At 57.3% G+C, this 15,054-nt stretch carries 17 protein-coding genes, 1 tRNA gene and 3 pseudogenes; 6 read left to right on the top strand and 15 right to left on the bottom strand.

Annotated features, from left to right (window positions below):
• The first annotated feature begins 81 nt into the window (after positions 1 to 81).
• The 3 genes and pseudogenes from JFT80_RS02210 (at position 82) to JFT80_RS25015 (ending at position 2,316) form a co-directional block, all read left to right on the top strand.
• Entirely contained in the window at positions 82 to 813 is a 732-nt protein-coding gene (locus JFT80_RS02210) for a metallophosphoesterase (RefSeq protein WP_201146777.1), read from the top strand.
• A 35-nt stretch (positions 814 to 848) separates the two neighbouring features.
• Entirely contained in the window at positions 849 to 1,268 is a 420-nt protein-coding gene (locus tag JFT80_RS23715; RefSeq protein ID WP_225570569.1) for a hypothetical protein, read from the top strand.
• A pseudogene (locus tag JFT80_RS25015) lies at positions 1,154 to 2,316 on the top strand (tyrosine-type recombinase/integrase). The gene JFT80_RS23715 and the pseudogene JFT80_RS25015 overlap by 115 nt, the downstream one beginning before the upstream one ends.
• Before the next feature lie 78 nt (positions 2,317 to 2,394).
• On the opposite strand, the gene JFT80_RS02200 reads toward JFT80_RS25015, so the two are convergent.
• The 9 genes from JFT80_RS02200 to thrS all read right to left on the bottom strand — a co-directional run bounded on the left by JFT80_RS02200 (position 2,395) and on the right by thrS (position 9,848).
• Positions 2,395 to 2,471 (bottom strand) — tRNA-Pro (locus JFT80_RS02200).
• 89 nt (positions 2,472 to 2,560) lie between these two features.
• A complete protein-coding gene (locus JFT80_RS02195; protein WP_003179985.1) occupies positions 2,561 to 2,917 on the bottom strand; it encodes a MerR family transcriptional regulator in 357 nt (118 codons plus the stop codon).
• Positions 2,898 to 3,200: an integration host factor subunit alpha gene (ihfA, locus tag JFT80_RS02190; protein ID WP_002553164.1), complete on the bottom strand. Its 303-nt coding sequence runs from the start codon at positions 3,198 to 3,200 to the stop codon at positions 2,898 to 2,900. The genes JFT80_RS02195 and ihfA overlap by 20 nt, the downstream gene beginning before the upstream one ends.
• A 3-nt stretch (positions 3,201 to 3,203) precedes the next feature.
• A complete protein-coding gene (gene pheT / locus JFT80_RS02185) occupies positions 3,204 to 5,582 on the bottom strand; it encodes a phenylalanine--tRNA ligase subunit beta (protein WP_201146776.1) in 2,379 nt (792 codons plus the stop codon).
• A gap of 26 nt (positions 5,583 to 5,608) precedes the next feature.
• Positions 5,609 to 6,625, bottom strand: coding sequence for a phenylalanine--tRNA ligase subunit alpha (gene pheS, locus JFT80_RS02180; RefSeq protein WP_201146775.1), 1,017 nt, complete (start codon positions 6,623 to 6,625; stop codon positions 5,609 to 5,611).
• Positions 6,626 to 6,734: 109 nt separating this feature from the next.
• A complete protein-coding gene (gene rplT, locus JFT80_RS02175; RefSeq protein ID WP_007913489.1) occupies positions 6,735 to 7,091 on the bottom strand; it encodes a 50S ribosomal protein L20 in 357 nt (118 codons plus the stop codon).
• Between the two features lie 28 nt (positions 7,092 to 7,119).
• Positions 7,120 to 7,314 (bottom strand): 50S ribosomal protein L35, encoded by a 195-nt coding sequence (gene rpmI, locus JFT80_RS02170; RefSeq protein WP_002553160.1) that lies wholly within the window; start codon positions 7,312 to 7,314, stop codon positions 7,120 to 7,122.
• Positions 7,315 to 7,374: 60 nt separating this feature from the next.
• A complete protein-coding gene (gene infC / locus JFT80_RS02165; RefSeq protein WP_172668659.1) occupies positions 7,375 to 7,926 on the bottom strand; it encodes a translation initiation factor IF-3 in 552 nt (183 codons plus the stop codon).
• Positions 7,926 to 9,848, bottom strand: coding sequence for a threonine--tRNA ligase (gene thrS / locus JFT80_RS02160; RefSeq protein ID WP_201146774.1), 1,923 nt, complete (start codon positions 9,846 to 9,848; stop codon positions 7,926 to 7,928). Before thrS ends, infC begins: the two co-directional genes overlap by 1 nt.
• 373 nt (positions 9,849 to 10,221) lie before the next feature.
• On the opposite strand from thrS, the gene JFT80_RS02155 reads away from it, so the two are divergent.
• Positions 10,222 to 10,524 carry a hypothetical protein gene (locus JFT80_RS02155; RefSeq protein ID WP_201146796.1) on the top strand — a complete coding sequence of 101 codons (303 nt, stop codon included), beginning with the start codon at positions 10,222 to 10,224 and terminating at the stop codon, positions 10,522 to 10,524.
• A 292-nt stretch (positions 10,525 to 10,816) separates the two neighbouring features.
• Entirely contained in the window at positions 10,817 to 11,029 is a 213-nt protein-coding gene (locus JFT80_RS02150) for a cold-shock protein (RefSeq protein ID WP_003179963.1), read from the top strand.
• A gap of 72 nt (positions 11,030 to 11,101) precedes the next feature.
• Here JFT80_RS02150 and JFT80_RS02145 read toward each other — a convergent pair whose 3' ends face one another.
• A complete protein-coding gene (locus JFT80_RS02145; protein WP_201146773.1) occupies positions 11,102 to 11,419 on the bottom strand; it encodes an I78 family peptidase inhibitor in 318 nt (105 codons plus the stop codon).
• A 166-nt stretch (positions 11,420 to 11,585) separates the two neighbouring features.
• Positions 11,586 to 11,891, bottom strand: coding sequence for a hypothetical protein (locus JFT80_RS02140; protein WP_201146772.1), 306 nt, complete (start codon positions 11,889 to 11,891; stop codon positions 11,586 to 11,588).
• A 132-nt stretch (positions 11,892 to 12,023) separates the two neighbouring features.
• Here JFT80_RS02140 and JFT80_RS02135 point away from each other — a divergent pair, with 132 nt between their 5' ends.
• A complete protein-coding gene (locus JFT80_RS02135) occupies positions 12,024 to 12,236 on the top strand; it encodes a hypothetical protein (RefSeq protein WP_201146771.1) in 213 nt (70 codons plus the stop codon).
• A gap of 36 nt (positions 12,237 to 12,272) precedes the next feature.
• On the opposite strand, the pseudogene JFT80_RS02130 reads toward JFT80_RS02135, so the two are convergent.
• From JFT80_RS02130 to JFT80_RS02115, 4 genes and pseudogenes are all read right to left on the bottom strand, one after another.
• Positions 12,273 to 13,304 (bottom strand): annotated as a pseudogene (locus JFT80_RS02130) (nucleoside hydrolase).
• Positions 13,305 to 13,344: 40 nt separating this feature from the next.
• Positions 13,345 to 13,749, bottom strand: coding sequence for a D-ribose pyranase (gene rbsD, locus JFT80_RS02125; RefSeq protein ID WP_201146770.1), 405 nt, complete (start codon positions 13,747 to 13,749; stop codon positions 13,345 to 13,347).
• A pseudogene (gene rbsK / locus JFT80_RS02120) lies at positions 13,746 to 14,665 on the bottom strand (ribokinase). Before rbsK ends, rbsD begins: the two are co-directional and overlap by 4 nt.
• A gap of 107 nt (positions 14,666 to 14,772) precedes the next feature.
• Positions 14,773 to 15,054, bottom strand: a 282-nt coding sequence (locus JFT80_RS02115; RefSeq protein ID WP_374091312.1) for a substrate-binding domain-containing protein, incomplete at its 5' end; no start/stop codon positions are given.

Genomic DNA, 15,054 nt, shown 5'->3' with positions numbered 1-15,054 from the left:
TGAAGCCTGAGGAATCAAGGCAAAAGGCTACTAATCCATTCCCCTATAAGCCTGCCAGTGAATGGCTGGCGAGGACTTCGCATGCCTGCAAAACCAAAGGTCCAGCGATTCACGGCAAACGCCACGGGCACTGATTGGGTGGTCGGCGACATACATGGCCATTTCAGCAAGCTCCAATTGGCGCTCAGCAGGATCAACTTCAACCCGGAAACTGACAGGCTATTCAGCGTGGGTGACCTGGTTGATCGAGGACCGGAATCAGTCGAGTCCTTCATCTGGCTCAACAAGCCATGGTTTCACCCGGTCCAGGGCAACCATGAAGACATGGCGATCAATCACGCGCGCAACGCCAGATCAGACGGCGGGATGTACCTGCAAAACGGCGGTGCATGGTTCCTCGCCCTAAATTGGGACGAGCAACAAAACTATGCGGCGATGTTTGCCGATCTGCCAGTCGCTATTGAGGTCGAGACAGCCGACGGCATCGTCGGAATAGTGCACGCCGATTGTCCATATCAAAGCTGGACCGAATTCACATGGGCGCTAGTCAATGGCGGCCCAGCGGAGTCGGATCATCTTCAATCCATGGCTCAGTGGTCGCGAAAGCGAATAACCGACGGTGATCAGTCTCAGGTTGCCGGCGTGCGCGCAGTCGTCGTTGGTCATACCCCGCTCAGACAGCCAGCAACTTTGGGCAACGTCTTCTACATCGACACCGCTGCCTGGATGGACGGTCAATTCACGCTGCTGAAGCTCTCGACACTCGAATGCTTCCCTCCTGCAAACCCAGAACTCAGTCACGACTGGGACTAACCACCTTCTGCCGCCACGCGCGGCATGGAGCACTTATGTCTGCAGAACTGGCGCAGGCGCCCTCCCGGCCCCGGCGCGAAAGCATCCTCCCCCGCTTCATCCGTGCCGGCGCTGCGCCCATCTACCTGGGCATGTGCCGCGCTGAATTCGATAAAACCGTGCGCCCCTATGTCAGCGAGTTTCCCATCGGTGAGCGCGGTGTCGGCTTCGACCGGCAGGAGCTGGATGACTGGGCAACGGCGTACGTCGAGGCCAAAGCAATTGATAAAAAACGCGCCCCGGAGCAACAATTGCCCCGCAGCGAGCGCCTGAAAGGAGATAAATCATGGCGCGAAAATCGATTACCGGCCTCTCCGAGAGGAAAGGCATCTGGCATATCGACAAGAAAATCAACGGAGAACGACTTTACGAAAGCACTGGAACTGGTGACCGGGAAGAAGCGGAACGCTACCTGATCTACCGGCTGGAGCAAATTCGGCAGCAGAAGGTGTACGGCGTAAAGAAAGTGCGGATCTGGCGGGAGGCGGCAACTCGCTTCCTGCTGGAGTTCAAGGATCAGCCTTCAATCAAGCTTTCGGCGCACCACCTTTCCCAGCTGGATCCGTTCATAGGCGACATGCCGCTGACCCACATTGATGACCAGGCCCTGGTGCCGTTCATCAAGGACAGGTTGGCGACCAAGAAGCTTGAAGGCGGCAAGGTGAAAAAAGGCGTCAGTAACAGGACGGTGAATATCTCGATCGAGCGTGTGGTTCGAGTTTTGTCGTTGTGTGCCAGGAAGTGGCGAGATGATGAGCGAAGGCCATGGCTGGATAGCGTGCCGATGCTCACGAAGCTGGAAGAGAAGAAGTCGAGCCGCAAGCCGTACCCGATGTCATGGCCGGAGCAGTCGATTCTTTTGGAGAGTTGCCGGCGCACCTGCAGACGATGGCGCTGTTCAAAGTGAACACCGGCACGCGGGAGCAGGAGGTCTGCAAGTTGCGCTGGGATTGGGAGATTTCGGTACCGGAACTCGGTACCAGCGTCTTTCTGATACCTGCGGACTTCGGCGGGCGTCACGAACGGTCAGGAGTGAAAAACGGTGACGAGCGACTGGTCGTGCTCAACAGCGTGGCCAGGTCGATCATCGAGCAGCAGCGGGGCCTGAGCAAGGAATGGGTTTTCCCTTACAACGGCACCGCGATGCATCGAATGAATGACTCAGCCTGGAAGAAGGCACGGGTGAGAGCGGCGAAACTCTGGCAGGAGGAAAACCTTCGCCCCGCTCACCCAGGTTATGCATCCATAAGGATTCACGACCTCAAACACACATTTGGCCGGCGGTTACGCGCAGCAGGCGTTACCGAGGAAGACCGCAAGGCACTTCTGGGCCACAAGAACGGCAGCATCACCAGTCACTACTCGGGCGCTGAGCTCGGGCATTTGATCGAAGCTGCGAACATGGTATCAGCAACCGATTCGCGTGGACCGGTCCTGACAATCTTGAAGAGGAGGCAGGCGTGAAAAATCTAGAAGTCACGCAAAAGTCACGCACATGAAAAAGCCCAACTCGCGAAAGTTGGGCTAAGTCATTGAATTATATGGTCGGGACGGAGTGATTCGAACACTCGACCCCTAGCACCCCATGCTAGTGCGCTACCGGACTGCGCTACGCCCCGACTGGTCTTGCAACTCGCTCTTCATCTCGAAGAGCGCTCAAGAATATAGCGCAAGCTTTTGAAAACTGGAAGTATTCAAACGCCGCTTTTTATTTCTTGAGAACAACCAGAACGTCTTCCAATTCGGCAATCATCTGCCGAATCATCTGCTTGTACTGGGTAGTGTCGTCTTTGGCTTCATCGCCGGACAGACGCAAACGTGCGCCGCCGATGGTGAAACCTTGATCGTAAAGCAGCGCGCGGATCTGCCGGATCATCAGCACGTCCTGGCGCTGATAATACCGGCGGTTTCCGCGGCGTTTGACGGGGTTGAGTTGAGGAAACTCCTGCTCCCAGTAGCGCAGCACGTGTGGCTTTACGGCACACAGCTCGCTGACTTCACCAATGGTGAAGTAGCGTTTGCCCGGGATGACGGGTAGTTCGTCGTTATGACTTGGTTCCAGCATAAGCCTCAACTCGGGCCTTCAACTTCTGCCCTGGACGAAAGGTGACCACACGGCGAGCCGTGATCGGGATTTCTTCCCCCGTTTTCGGGTTGCGGCCAGGCCGCTGGCGTTTGTCCCGAAGGTCGAAATTGCCGAAACCGGACAATTTGACCTGCTCGTTGTCTTCAAGAGCGTGCCTGATTTCCTCGAAAAACAGTTCTACCAATTCCTTGGCTTCCCGCTTGTTCAGGCCCAGCTCTTCATACAGACGTTCCGCCATCTCAGCTTTCGTCAAAGCCCCCATACGTCACTTCCTTAACGTGGCGTTCAACCTTTGTTCGAGCGAGGTGAGGATATTTTGCGTCGTCGAATTCACCTCATCGTCATTAAGAGTGCGCGATGGATGCTGCCAGGTCAAGCCAACTGCGAGGCTTTTTCTATCAGGATCAATGCCTTTACCCTGATACACGTCAAACAGCCTGAGATCTGTGAGCCATTCGCCTGCATTTTCACGGATTACGTCCAGTACAGCCGAGGCCGCGACGTCTTTGTGTGCAATTAATGCAAGGTCACGACGCACTTCAGGAAAGCGCGACAACTCGTGGAATTTCGGCATTTTACCGAGTGCCACTTCAGCCAGAACCAGCTCGAAAACGAAGACTGGACGGTCCAGACCCAGAGCTTTCGACAATTCAGGGTGAATGGCACCGATGAAGCCGACTTCACGCCCTTCCCGCTCGATGCGCGCGGTTTGACCCGGGTGCAACGCCGGGTGTTTGCCCGGTGTGAAAGTGAAGGAATCCAGTGCACCGGCAAAACCCAATACTGCTTCCACATCAGCTTTGACGTCGAAGAAATCGACGGTGTCGCGACCCTGTGCCCAGCCTTCCGGCAGACGGCTACCGCAGACCACGCCGGACAGCATTGGCTCCTGCTTCAGACCTTCGAGCTGACCGACGAAACGCAGACCGCTTTCGAACAGACGTACGCGATCCTGCTGACGATTGAGGTTGTGTTGCAGCGCTTTGACCAGACCCGGCCACAGCGACGAACGCATGGCCGCCATGTCATTGGAGATCGGATTGGCCAGCAACAGCGGCTCGACGCCCGGGTTGAACAGTTCGAACTGACGCGGATCGATGAAGCTGTAAGTGATCGCTTCCTGATAACCACGAGCCACCAGCAGACGGCGCAGTTCCGGCAGGTCGCTACGCGCTTCAGCCTTGGCTTGTGGCGCCAGGCGGGCTTGCGGGTAGCGGACCGGCAGGCGGTTGTAGCCGTACAGGCGAGCCAGTTCTTCGATCAGGTCGACTTCCAGGCTGATGTCGAAGCGATGGCTCGGCACTTCTACGCGCCACTGCCCTGCCCCGTCGGCGGAAATTTTCAGGCCCAGGCCGTTGAGCAGGCGCTCGACTTCGGCCGGTTCCATTTCCATGCCGAGCATTTGAGCGATGCGCTGGGCACGCAGAGTGATCGGCGCGATCGACGGCAGATGTTGCTCGCTGACGGTCTCGATAATCGGGCCGGCTTCGCCGCCAGTGATTTCCAACAGCAGGCCGGTGGCGCGCTCCATGGCTTCACGGGCCAGTTGCCAATCGACGCCACGCTCGTAGCGGTGCGAGGCATCAGTGTGCAGGCCATAGGAACGAGCCTTGCCAGCGACAGCGATCTGGTCGAAGAACGCGGACTCAAGGAACACGTCGCGAGTGGTCGCGGAAACACCGCTGTGCTCGCCACCCATCACACCGGCAATCGCCAGTGCGCGAGCGTGGTCGGCAATCACCAGCGTATCGCTACGCAGGCTGACTTCCTGACCGTCGAGCAGTACCAGCTTCTCACCCTCTTCTGCCATGCGCACACGAATGCCGCCATTGATTTCGGCGAGATCGAAAGCGTGCAGTGGCTGACCCAGTTCAAGCATCACGTAGTTGGTGATGTCGACGGCAGCATCAATGCTACGCACATCAGCGCGACGCAGACGCTCAACCATCCACAGCGGCGTCGGCTTGGACAGGTCAACGTTACGGATGACACGCCCCAGGTAACGCGGGCACGCGGCTGGCGCCAGCACTTCTACCGAGCGCACTTCGTCGTGCACGGCAGGAATGCTCATCACCACCGGACGGGTGACCTGGGCGGCGTACAGCGCACCGACTTCACGGGCCAGGCCGGCCAGCGATAGGCAGTCGCCACGGTTCGGGGTCAGGTCGACCTCGATGCTGGCATCTTCCAGATCCAGGTAAACGCGGAAATCCTCGCCCACCGGCGCATCGGCCGGCAGCTCCATCAGACCGTCGCTGCCTTCACCGACCTGCAGCTCGGCTTGCGAGCAGAGCATGCCGTTGGACTCGACACCGCGCAGCTTGGCTTTCTTGATCTTGAAGTCGCCTGGCAGCTCAGCACCAATCATCGCGAACGGAATCTTCAGGCCCGGACGCACGTTTGGCGCACCGCACACGACCTGGAAGGTTTCCGCGCCATTGCTGACTTGGCAAACACGCAATTTATCAGCGTCAGGGTGTTGCTCGGTGCTCAGCACCTCGCCCACGACGACGCCACTGAATACGCCGGCGGCCAGCGCGACGCTATCGACCTCAAGACCGGCCATCGACAGACGAGCAACCAGCTCGTCGCGATTTACCTGCGGGCTAACCCAGCCACGCAGCCATTGTTCACTGAATTTCATCCTGCTCTCCTAAGAATTCGTTACGACTAGCGAAATTGCGCGAGGAACCGCAAGTCGTTGTCGAAGAACAGACGCAAGTCATTCACGCCGTAACGGAGCATGGCCAGACGCTCGACGCCCATGCCGAAAGCGAAGCCGGAGAATTCTTCCGGATCAATGCCGGACATGCGCAGCACGTTCGGGTGAACCATGCCGCAGCCCATCACTTCCAGCCAGCCGGTCTGCTTGCAGACGCGGCAGCCTTTACCGCTGCACATCACGCATTCCATATCGACTTCAGCGGATGGCTCGGTGAACGGGAAGTACGAAGGACGGAAGCGTACGGCCAGTTCCTTCTCGAAGAACACCCGCAGGAATTCTTCGATGGTGCCTTTGAGATCGGCAAAATTGATGTCGCGATCAACCAGCAGGCCTTCGACCTGATGGAACATCGGCGAGTGAGTGATATCGGAGTCGCTGCGGTAGACACGGCCTGGGCAGACGATGCGGATCGGCGGCTGTTTCGATTCCATGGTGCGGACCTGTACCGGCGAGGTATGGGTGCGCAGCAACATGTTGGCATTGAAATAGAAGGTGTCATGCATCGACCGGGCCGGGTGATGACCTGGGATGTTGAGCGCTTCAAAGTTGTGATAGTCGTCTTCGACCTCAGGGCCTTCGGCAATGCCGTAGCCGATGTGGGTGAAGAACTGTTCGATTCGTTCCAGAGTACGCGTAACCGGATGCAGACCACCCGAGGTCTGGCCGCGGCCAGGCAGGGTCACGTCAATGGACTCGGCAGACAGTTTGGCGGCCAGGTCGGCCTCTTCAAACAGTGCCATGCGCGCATTGAGAACGCCTGTAACACGTTCCTTGGCAACGTTGATCAGGGCGCCGACTTGCGGACGCTCTTCTGCCGGCAAATTCCCCAGGGTCTTCATCACCTGAGTCAATTCACCCTTTTTGCCAAGGTATTGAACCCGGATTTGCTCCAGGGCATTGATATCTTCAGCGCTTTGCACAGCCTCTAGTGCTTGAGAGACCAGCGCATCCAGGTTTTCCATGTACAGACTCCAGATACAAAATAGGGGAAGAGCTTGAAGGCTCTTCCCCTATTTAAGACGTTTACCACCTGGCCCCACGGAAGTGGGGCCGGGTGATTGTCGGGGGTACTTAAGCCAAGGTGGCTTTAGCTTTCTCGACAATCGCAGCAAACACCGCTTTTTCGTTCACTGCCAGATCAGCCAGAACCTTACGGTCGATCTCGATGGACGCTTTTTTCAGGCCAGCGATGAAACGGCTGTAGGACAGACCGTTAACACGAGCACCAGCATTGATACGAGCGATCCACAGAGCGCGGAACTGACGTTTTTTCTGACGACGGTCACGGTAGGCGTATTGGCCTGCCTTGATTACCGCTTGCTTGGCAACACGGAATACGCGGGAGCGTGCGCCGTAGTAGCCTTTAGCAAGTTTCAGAATTTTTTTGTGACGCTTACGGGCAATGACGCCACGCTTTACACGAGCCATGAGTTACTTCCTCTATTCTTGACTAAAATTAACGAAGGCGCAGCATGCGCTCGACTTTTGCCACGTCAGACGGATGCAGCAAGCTGCTACCGCGCAGTTGACGCTTACGCTTGGTCGACATTTTAGTCAGGATGTGGCTCTTGAAAGCGTGCTTGTGCTTGATACCGTTAGCAGTTTTCAGAAACCGCTTAGCAGCACCACTTTTGGTTTTCATTTTTGGCATGTTCGGATACTCCGCATTCAGTTGATAAACATAATCAGAAGGCCTGCCGTGCCCTGTTGATTACTTCTTCTTTTTCGGGGCGATGACCATGATCAGCTGGCGTCCTTCCATCTTAGGATGCTGTTCGACCGAACCGTACTCGAGCAGGTCACCTTCAACCCGCTTGAGGAGTTCCATCCCCAGCTCCTGGTGGGCCATCTCACGGCCGCGGAATCGCAAGGATACCTTGGCCCTGTCCCCATCACTCAGGAAACGTACCAGGTTGCGCAGTTTTACCTGGTAATCCCCTTCCTCCGTCCCTGGACGAAACTTGATTTCTTTAACCTGAATCTGCTTCTGGTTTTTCTTGGCTGCGGCAACCTGCTTCTTCTTTTCGAAGATCGATTTGCCGTAGTCCATCAGTTTGCAAACAGGGGGTACTGCATCGGCGGAAATTTCCACCAAATCCAGTTTGGCCTCTTCAGCCTTAAGAAGCGCGTCTTCAATTGACACAATCCCAAGCTGTTCACCTTCAGCCCCAATTAACCGAACCTCGCGTGCCGAGATATTCTCGTTGATCGGGGCTTTCGGTGCAGCTCGTTTATCTTGTCTCATTTCACGCTTAATAATAATTACTCCGAATCTGGGCGACCACGCCGGGAAACCGCTTGCGCGAGAAACTCAGCGAACTGGGCGACGGGCATCGAGCCCAGGTCAGCACCTTCACGAGTACGCACAGCGACAGTCTGCATCTCGACTTCCTTATCTCCGATTACCAAGAGATAGGGAACCTTGAGCAAAGTATGCTCACGGATTTTAAAGCCGATCTTTTCATTTCTCAAGTCGGACTTGGCACGAAATCCGCTTTCGTTGAGAGTTTTTTCTACTTCTGCAACAAAATCTGCCTGTTTATCAGTGATATTCATGATCACCGCCTGGGTTGGCGCCAGCCAGGCAGGGAACGCACCTTCGTAGTGCTCGATCAGAATCCCGACGAAACGCTCGAAGGAACCGAGGATCGCGCGGTGCAACATCACTGGGTGTTTGCGGCTGTTGTCTTCGGAGACGTATTCAGCGCCCAAACGGACAGGCAGGTTAAAATCGAGCTGCAAGGTACCACATTGCCAGACACGGCCAAGGCAATCTTTCAGCGAGAATTCGATTTTCGGACCGTAGAACGCGCCCTCACCCGGCTGCAGATCGTACGGCAGGCCCGCAGAATCAAGGGCTGCAGCCAATGCAGCTTCTGCGCGATCCCACAGTTCGTCAGAACCGACGCGTTTTTCCGGACGAGTGGACAGCTTCATCTCGACGTCGGTGAAACCGAAGTCACGATAAACGTCCATGGTCAGCTTGATGAACGCGGCGGATTCAGCCTGCATCTGCTCTTCGGTGCAGAAGATGTGGGCGTCATCCTGAGTGAACGCACGTACACGCATGATACCGTGCAGCGCACCCGACGGCTCGTTACGGTGGCAGGCACCGAACTCGGCCAGACGCATCGGCAGCTCGCGGTAGCTCTTCAGGCCTTGGTTGAACACCTGCACGTGGCAAGGGCAGTTCATCGGCTTGATGGCGTAATCGCGGTTTTCCGACTGCGTGGTGAACATGTTGTCGGCGTAGTTGGCCCAGTGCCCGGATTTCTCCCACAGGCTGCGGTCAACGACTTGCGGAGTCTTGATCTCAAGATAGCCGTTGTCGCGCTGAATCTTGCGCATGTACTGCTCGAGCACCTGGTACAGAGTCCAGCCGTTCGGGTGCCAGAACACCATACCCGGGGATTCTTCCTGGGTGTGGAACAGGCCGAGACGCTTGCCGATCTTGCGGTGATCGCGCTTTTCAGCTTCTTCGATGCGCTGGATGTAAGCCGCCAGTTGCTTCTTGTCTGCCCAGGCGGTGCCGTAAACGCGCTGCAATTGCTCGTTCTTGGCATCGCCGCGCCAGTAAGCGCCCGACAGTTTGGTCAGCTTGAAGGATTTCAGGAAGCGAGTGTTCGGCACGTGCGGGCCGCGGCACATGTCGACGTATTCTTCGTGATAGTACAGACCCATGGCCTGTTCGTTCGGCATGTCCTCGACCAGGCGCAGCTTGTAGTCTTCGCCGCGGGACTTGAACACTTCGATCACTTCGGCGCGCGGAGTGACTTTCTTGATGACGTCGTAATCTTTTTCGATCAGCTGCTGCATGCGCTGTTCGATGGCGGCCATATCGTCCGGGGTGAAAGGACGCTCGAAGGCGATGTCGTAATAGAAGCCTTCGTCGATGACCGGCCCGATGACCATTTTAGCGGTCGGGTACAGTTGCTTGACTGCGTGGCCAACGAGGTGGGCGCAAGAGTGGCGAATGATCTCCAGCCCCTCTTCATCCTTTGGCGTGATGATTTGCAGCGTGGAATCGCTGCTGATGATGTCGCTGGCGTCGACCAGCTGGCCATTGACCTTGCCGGCCAGGGTGGCTTTGGCCAGGCCAGCACCAATGGATGCGGCGACCTCGGCTACGGAAACCGGGTGATCGAATGAACGTTGACTGCCGTCGGGAAGAGTAATAGTTGGCATGGCGCCTCCTCTCCTAGTGGTGACCCCTACCAAAGGTCACGTGGGTTGGGATGAGCCAGTACAAGATCCGATCCAGGCCATTCAATGACGAACGCCTGCCTTACAGCGGCAGGAGCCTTGCGGCCAACCGGAAAACCGAACCAGAGTGACTGGGATTCAAATCGAAATATTCGCACGCTGACCGCTACCGGGGCTGAAGGCCATCCGGAGCCTGAGAACGCTTGAGCCCGGCATGCTAGCACAGATGAGCGGTCGTCGACGCCATGCAGCGCGCCGCTCGGGCAAATCAGGGCTTTTTATGCCAGAGTGCTGAACTTGATAGGCCCTGAAGCCCTCAGATAACAAGACATTGACCCACAAGGAGCATCTTCGCATGCGTCTGAATACCTTACTCGCCGCCATCGCCCCCATTGTTCTCCTGCTGCCGCTGAGCGCTCATGCCGATTGGCCGAAGGGCGAACGCGAAAAATATATGGCGCAGTGCACCCAAGCGGCTACTCCGCAGATTGGTGCTGCTGCTGCCAAATCTCATTGCGCTTGTGGCGCTGATGCGATCAAGTCCTATCCGGCCAGCGATATTCAAGCACTGATGGACAACAAGGCCAGTGACGCGCTGAAACAGAAAGCGCTGACCCAGATCGCCTCCTGCAAAGCCGATCCGAAGGCGAAAAAATAAGCCCATCTGAGCTCGTTTTCAGCCTGGACGAGCGCAAAAAAGCCCCTGAAAACCGCCTTTTACTACAAATTTTTCAGGTTTTACAGGTTTTTTTATTGTCTTTACTTTCCGCTCAAAGCCTTTTAAACCGGGGCTTTCAGCGAAAAAAGACCACAAAGAAAACACGACTGATTGGCAAACAGCACGTCCGGGGGGCTACCAAAGCGAACATTTCGACTATGATACTCCGGTGTGCCCAGTTGGCCTGAGCAGCACAGTACTACTGAAAATATATGTTTCTTGGAGATACACCATGTCTAATCGCCAAACCGGCACCGTTAAATGGTTCAACGATGAAAAAGGCTTCGGCTTCATCACTCCTCAAGGTGGCGGTGACGACCTGTTCGTACACTTCAAAGCTATCGAATCCGACGGTTTCAAAAGCCTGAAAGAAGGCCAGACCGTCTCCTTCGTGGCTGAGAAAGGCCAAAAGGGTATGCAAGCTGCACAGGTTCGCCCAGAGTAATTTCTCGGCGCACTAAAAAAACCCCGTCCATGTGACGGGGTTTTTTATGCCTGCAACAAAAGCTGCCAGCAATCAGCCGCAGTTCACGCGGTTGACTACCAGGTTGTTGTCGGTGTTCAGGTTCAAGCGATCAGAGCGGTATTCCAGCGTGATCATGTCGGTCGGCTTGAGGAAGCGTGCATTTTGCGCACCGGCTTTGGCGCGCGCCTGCTCCAGCAGCTCAGGCGAAGCTTTCTTGCCGATGGCGAATTGCGCCGCCGATGCTTCACAGCGACTGTGCCCGGCTTCGGTCGCCACCGGATCCTTTGCCGACTCGCTGGAGGTCGTACTGCAACCGGCCAACAACGTGGCGGCCATAAGTGCACCCAGTGTCGCGAACTTCAAAGGCATGAAGCCTCCTTGTTTTCAATGATTAAGCTGAGATCGTGCGACCGCCATTCAGGCGTTTGGTTTCATGGCAATGCCATCATCCTGCCCCACGATCGGAAAAACGCCGAGTTTGCCTGAGCAATACCCGCCCCTTCATCAATCAATCGTGACTGAATATTAACGACACTCAATAGACGTCGATGTAGTCGTACGGCGGATTCGGCCAATTATCCTTGAGCGCGTTGAAAATCTGCATCACCCAGACCTCATCGCTGGCCGCCACATTACCCACATAGCCCGAGCCCTTGGCCCAGGTTTCCAGTCGAAACAGCAGGTCGCCGATGTCGGTACCGCCGACGACACCTGAGGATATATAGGCAATGCCGGCTTTAGTCACCCGCAACTGGGTGTGCTCATCGTCACTGGCTGAGGCCAGCAAATGGCGAACGGCATCCAGGGTCAAGCCGTCGGGCGTGTTCAAATCAATCTGCACGGGGTGGTCCTTGGACATTGTTCAAAGACCAAGTGTCGCATAGCCCTCCCTCATGCCTAAGTCGGAGTGCCAAACGTCGCGCAAAATGGTTAACTTCGCAAACAGACTTCTACCCATTCACGAGCGCTATTCATGACCACCGTAAGTATCGATGCCGACATCAAGGCCAAGTGGCCGCAGGGCCACAGTTCCTACAGCCCCGGCAGCCCTGAAGAATTGGCAATCATCGGCATAGATCTTCTGGTCAAGGAACTGGGCACAGAAGCGGCCCAGTCGTTCATTACCCAGGTATTTGAAAAGTACCCGGTGAACTGCATGGGCGCCGCGTACACCGGCGGTGAGTAACTCCCGCAGGCTGGCACCTGCGGAAGCGACTCGCTCTTACTTCAAACGCTCCAGACGCTGGGTCAGCAGGTCAAAGAAACCCTGGGCGTCGCCGTTTTCAACCCAGAACGCGTTTTTCGGCTGCTTTCAGGCCGTCGTACCAGTCGACGATGGTCTGGCCGAAGGTCGGGCCTTCGCGGCTGTCGACCACCACATTGACCGCACGACCGCTGAACAACTCGGGCTTGAGCAGGTAGGCGATGACGGTGGCGTCATGCACCGGGCCGCCGGTCATGCCGTAGTGCTCCATGTCGCCCTTTGACGTACTCGTTCAGGATGTCGCCCACCAGCTTGCTGGCATTGTTGTTCAGCGCCGCGATCTGCTTCAGGCGCGATTCGCTGGTGAGGATCTTGTGGGTCACATCCAGCGGCAGATAAGTCAGCTTCACGCCGCTCTTGAGCACCACTTCTGCCGCCTGCGGATCGGCGAACAGGTTGAACTCGGCCACCGGGGTAATGTTGCCACCGTTGAAGTGCGCGCCGCCCATGACCACCACTTCCTTGATGCCCTGGACGATCTCGGGCTCCTGGATCAGTGCCAGCGCCAGGTTGGTCTGCGGGCCGAGCATGGCGATGCGTGATGCTGTGGGGCTTGGCGGCTTTCAGGGTATCGATCAGGTAATTGACCGCATTGCCCTCCGCCAGGCCTTTTTTTGGCTCATGCACGGTGACACCCGACAGGCCTTCCTTGCCATGGATGTTTTCGGCATAGATTGGCGTGCGCATCAGCGGCTTCGGCGCGCCCGCGTAAACCGGCACATCTTCGCGCCCTGCCCACTCGCGAGCCAGACGCGCATTGCGCGACGTCTTGTCGAGGCGCACGTTACCGGCCACGGTCGTCAGCGCACGAATGTTCAGTTCTTCTGGCGAGGCCAGTGCGAACAACAAGGCGACGACATCGTCAGCGCCCGGGTCGGTATCGATGATCAGGTCGATTTTTTCCGCCGCCTGAGCGCCGGTCGCAGTTATCACGGACAAAAGCAGCAGCCCCCGGATGAATTGATGCAGTTTGTGAGCATGGCGTTGCATGGCGCATTCCTTGTGCGTGAGGAACAGTGATGTCGAATGTCTAGAAGGTCACTCCGGCGATCAGCACGATGTTGCAGTACGGCTGGCATTCGCCGGTACGCACAATCGCTCGAGCCTGTCGGCTGAGAACCTTGAATTGCTCATGACTGAGCAGATCGCGACGCCCCAGAGCGCCCTCTTCATTCAATGCGTCGAGCGCAGTCAACGCGGTCGGTTGCTTGTCGAAGATCTCTTTAGCCAGCGCATGGCTTTCCACCTGCATCTCGCTGAGAACAACTTTCAACGTGCTGACGAAATCCGGAATGCCGTGAGTCAGCGCCAGATCGATCAGCTCGACACCCGGCGGCACCGGCAGCCCGGCGTCACCGATGACCACCATGTCGCCGTGGCCCAGAGAGGCAATCAGCCGCGACAGCGCGACGTTGAGCAAAGGAGTCTTTTTCATGCGGGTTTAAAGGCCTGTACGTCGGATAGGGTGGGAATGGACGGTTGTGCGCCGGCGCGAGTGACTGACAGCGCAGCGGCGATCTGTCCGTAACGAATCGCCTCGGCCTCGGTCTTGCCACTGGCCAGTGCAGCGGCGAACCCACCGACAAAGGTATCCCCCGCCGCCGTGGTATCGACAGCCTGTACTTTCGGCGCCGGAAAATGCTCGAAGCCTGTACCGTAGGCAAACAACGACCCCTGAGCTCCCAGGGTAATGATGACTTTGCCCGCGCCCATGGCGATCAACCTGGCGGCAGCTACCTTGGCGGAGTCCAGGAATCCACGGGTACACCGCTCAGGGCCGTGGCCTCGCTCTCATTGGGGATCAGGTAATCGATGTTGGCGTACCAGTCTGCCGGCAGCGGACGACTGGCCGGCGCCGGATTGAGGATCACGGTCTTGCCCAGCTCGCGGGCACGCTTGAGCGCATGACCGACCGATGGCATCGGGTATTTCCAGCTGGCAGATGATCACATCGGCCGCCTGCAGCACAGCATCGAAGCAGCCGATGACAGCCGGGGTCAGCGCACCGTTGGCCCCGGCGACAATCACGATGGCGTTCTGGCTGTTGTCGTCGACTACGATCAACGCCACGCCGCTGGAGTCCTTCGACGGCGCTGCACCGCCTGACAGTCGATCTGCTCGGCCAGCAGTGCGTCGCGCATTGCACCGCCGTAAGCGTCGTTGCCGACACCAGCCGGCCATGGCACCTGGGCGCCCAGCCGGGCGGCGGCGACTGCCTGATTGGCGCCCTTGCCACCGGACACCGTGGCGAACGATTGACCGATCAGGGTTTCACCGCCACGGGGCAGCCGTGGCGCCCGGGTGACCAGGTCCATGTTCAGGCTGCCTATTACCGCTACTTTTGCTGGCATTCGTCACTACTCGTCAATTCTATTTCAGTGATGCGATGGGTTCAGCGGTACTCGGACAGAAGACTCCCGCCAATGGCGCTGTCGATTCTCGCAGGATAATGCTGGGGTCACGATCCGCTGGTCAGTGGCCATGGCCGGGCTGGCGATCCGGCGCAGCAGCACTTCGCGCTGCCATTTCGCCCAGTTGCAGGATCGACGTGGCCGACGGTGGTCAATGCCGGGTACACGTAACGGCTCATCTGGATGTCGTCAAAGCCAATCACCGACAGCTCAGCTCGGCACGCGAATATTGCGCTCGGCAGCGCGCGCCACTGCACGCCAATGCCGATCATGTCGTTGCCGGCGAAGATGGCGCTGGGTGGATTGTTTTCCAGCAACATCGCCGCCGC

Source organism: Pseudomonas sp. TH10, assembly GCF_016651255.1.
Classification (GTDB): domain Bacteria; phylum Pseudomonadota; class Gammaproteobacteria; order Pseudomonadales; family Pseudomonadaceae; genus Aquipseudomonas.
The sequence above is the reverse complement of the archived record's forward strand: the minus strand, read 5'-3'. Positions and strand labels throughout refer to the sequence as shown.

Coding starts and splice junctions, on each gene's coding strand:
- JFT80_RS02210 (WP_201146777.1), top strand. CDS start 82: ATGCCTGCAAAACCAAAGGTCCAGCGATTCACGGCAAACGCCACGGGC.
- JFT80_RS23715 (WP_225570569.1), top strand. CDS start 849: ATGTCTGCAGAACTGGCGCAGGCGCCCTCCCGGCCCCGGCGCGAAAGC.
- JFT80_RS02195 (WP_003179985.1), bottom strand. CDS start 2,917: ATGCTGGAACCAAGTCATAACGACGAACTACCCGTCATCCCGGGCAAA.
- ihfA (WP_002553164.1), bottom strand. CDS start 3,200: ATGGGGGCTTTGACGAAAGCTGAGATGGCGGAACGTCTGTATGAAGAG.
- pheT (WP_201146776.1), bottom strand. CDS start 5,582: ATGAAATTCAGTGAACAATGGCTGCGTGGCTGGGTTAGCCCGCAGGTA.
- pheS (WP_201146775.1), bottom strand. CDS start 6,625: ATGGAAAACCTGGATGCGCTGGTCTCTCAAGCACTAGAGGCTGTGCAA.
- rplT (WP_007913489.1), bottom strand. CDS start 7,091: ATGGCTCGTGTAAAGCGTGGCGTCATTGCCCGTAAGCGTCACAAAAAA.
- rpmI (WP_002553160.1), bottom strand. CDS start 7,314: ATGCCAAAAATGAAAACCAAAAGTGGTGCTGCTAAGCGGTTTCTGAAA.
- thrS (WP_201146774.1), bottom strand. CDS start 9,848: ATGCCAACTATTACTCTTCCCGACGGCAGTCAACGTTCATTCGATCAC.
- JFT80_RS02155 (WP_201146796.1), top strand. CDS start 10,222: ATGCGTCTGAATACCTTACTCGCCGCCATCGCCCCCATTGTTCTCCTG.
- JFT80_RS02150 (WP_003179963.1), top strand. CDS start 10,817: ATGTCTAATCGCCAAACCGGCACCGTTAAATGGTTCAACGATGAAAAA.
- JFT80_RS02145 (WP_201146773.1), bottom strand. CDS start 11,419: ATGCCTTTGAAGTTCGCGACACTGGGTGCACTTATGGCCGCCACGTTG.
- JFT80_RS02135 (WP_201146771.1), top strand. CDS start 12,024: ATGACCACCGTAAGTATCGATGCCGACATCAAGGCCAAGTGGCCGCAG.
- rbsD (WP_201146770.1), bottom strand. CDS start 13,749: ATGAAAAAGACTCCTTTGCTCAACGTCGCGCTGTCGCGGCTGATTGCC.